Source organism: Pararhizobium sp. P1_E7 (genome assembly GCF_056405855.1).
This window is the reverse complement of the sequence record NZ_JBFUBH010000195.1, coordinates 1-1,855: the sequence shown is the minus strand read 5'-3', so window position 1 is coordinate 1,855 and position 1,855 is coordinate 1. Positions and strand designations below refer to the sequence as shown.

At 56.0% G+C, this 1,855-nt stretch carries 2 protein-coding genes; both read right to left on the bottom strand.

Annotated elements, in window-relative coordinates; genetic code table 11:
- Positions 1-147 precede the first annotated feature (147 nt).
- Positions 148-1,302 (bottom strand): glycosyltransferase family 4 protein, encoded by a 1,155-nt coding sequence (locus AC1D17_RS28830; RefSeq protein ID WP_477568616.1) that lies wholly within the window; start codon positions 1,300-1,302, stop codon positions 148-150.
- 109 nt (positions 1,303-1,411) lie between these two features.
- Positions 1,412-1,855 (bottom strand): polysaccharide biosynthesis protein (locus AC1D17_RS28825; RefSeq protein WP_477568615.1); only part of this gene is annotated, 444 nt, incomplete at its 5' end.

The window sequence follows — 1,855 nt, the reverse complement described above, 5'->3', positions numbered from 1 at the left end:
TCCTAATAGTATACTATGCAAGCTTCAAAAGAGCGCAACATTCTACCGCCAACACTTTATAAAAGCAGATGGCGCTTCGACAGTTCTACTTATTGACACCCATCTGACCACGACAATTTCTTGCCGCAGGTCAGATAAACCCACATACTACTGACTTGCCAACGCCATACGCTCGATGAGGATTTCGTTGACCAAGTGAACGTCGAATTTCGCTTGCGCGAGTTCTCGAGATTTCCGCCCCATATCGTCAGCGAGAGGCAGATTGCCCGCGAGTTCCGACATGGCACGGGCGAGGTCATCGACGCTTCGGGGCTCGACCAGACAGCCGTTAATGCCAGGCTGGACTGTATCGCTGCAGCCGGCCAGGTTGGTCGTTATGATGGCGCGCCCGACCGACATCGCCTCAAGGATACTGCGCGGAATACCTTCACGATAATAAGTTGGCAGCACGAAAACGTTGCATCGCGCGAGGTAAGGCCGGACATCCCTGGTTTCGCCGAGAAAGTTGAGAATTCCCTCATCAACCCATTTCTGGATATCCGCCGATGATATTCCGCTGACAGGATTGGGATCAAAATGTCCGAGAAGCTGGAATTCCGCGTTCGGATGAAGACGCCGCACCCTACGCGCCGCCTCAATATATTCGACGATACCCTTGTCCTTCAGGAGCCGTGCAACCAGCAGGAAAACTGGCCGGTCAGAGGGAGGCGGAGAAAAAGCATAGTGCTCAAGATCCACGCCCGACCCTGGCACAATCCTGATCAAGGACTCATCCTTGACCATGCGAAGCTCGCGAATATCTGCGGCATCTGCCTCGTTGTAGGCAAAGACGACATTCGCGCCGGCAAAGGCGCGACGGTAAAGCAAAACGCTGATCTGCCTGACAAGCCTGCCTTTGAGGGTCGCGGCGCCGTTTGGTGAAAAAATGTGCCCCAGCCCCGTTACAAGAAAACAGCGGGAGCGAACTCCCGCGAGCCGCGCGGCAATTCCTCCGTAAATGATCGGTTTCATGGTGTAGGGCACGACCATGTTCGGCTTCAATCTGCGCAGCAGGCGCCAGAGCGACCACAATGTCATGAGATCCGTAACCGGGTTAAGCCCTACCCGGGCCATCGGCACCTGTGCAAAATCAACGCCTATCTGTGACAAAGCAATCCTGGTTCTTGCGTCATCCTCCGGACCGACGGCGGTGACAATGTGTCCGGCATCCACCATCCGCTTGAGCAGTTCCAGGCGAAAATTCGTCAACGAGGGGCTATAGCTGGACAGAACGACAATGCGCTGCCTGCGGTGCGCCGGCATGGCCCGCGGCAGCGGGCGGAGAGCTTCTTCATACGTAGCATTTGCCGCTAGGGGTTCGCTAAAGAATGCCATGATGACTCCAACAGAACAATCCGACATTGCAGGGCGGTTAGTTGATCCGCGGTTCCGGCGTTGCAGGGTTTCGGCCGAGATCGCTGACTAAGGCGGTGAACAGCGCTTCAGGAAGTTCTGAAAGCTGGTCGCTCAAATGGTCATCGCTCACGTCGCTGCTTTCAGCGCAAGTGTCGTTCAGATGCACCCGGGTGCTCTGCTGCTTCACGTAACCGGGGATCAAGCTGCTCATCAACGCGAGCACCATGGCCTCATCCCCCAACTCGGCGAAACGCTCCAGGCGCGCAAAGGTAACCATGAGCTTGGAAAGTTCTACAGGATGAGGGATCGCTCCCAGCACACCCGGCACCGGCGAGGCCACACGCATTTCATTGCTGTCGAAGAGCTCCTCATATCGCTTTTCGCCGGGACGCAGCCCAATGACCTTGATTGCAATATCTTTGTCGGGTGTAAATCCGGCCAGGCGGATCATCCTTCTGGC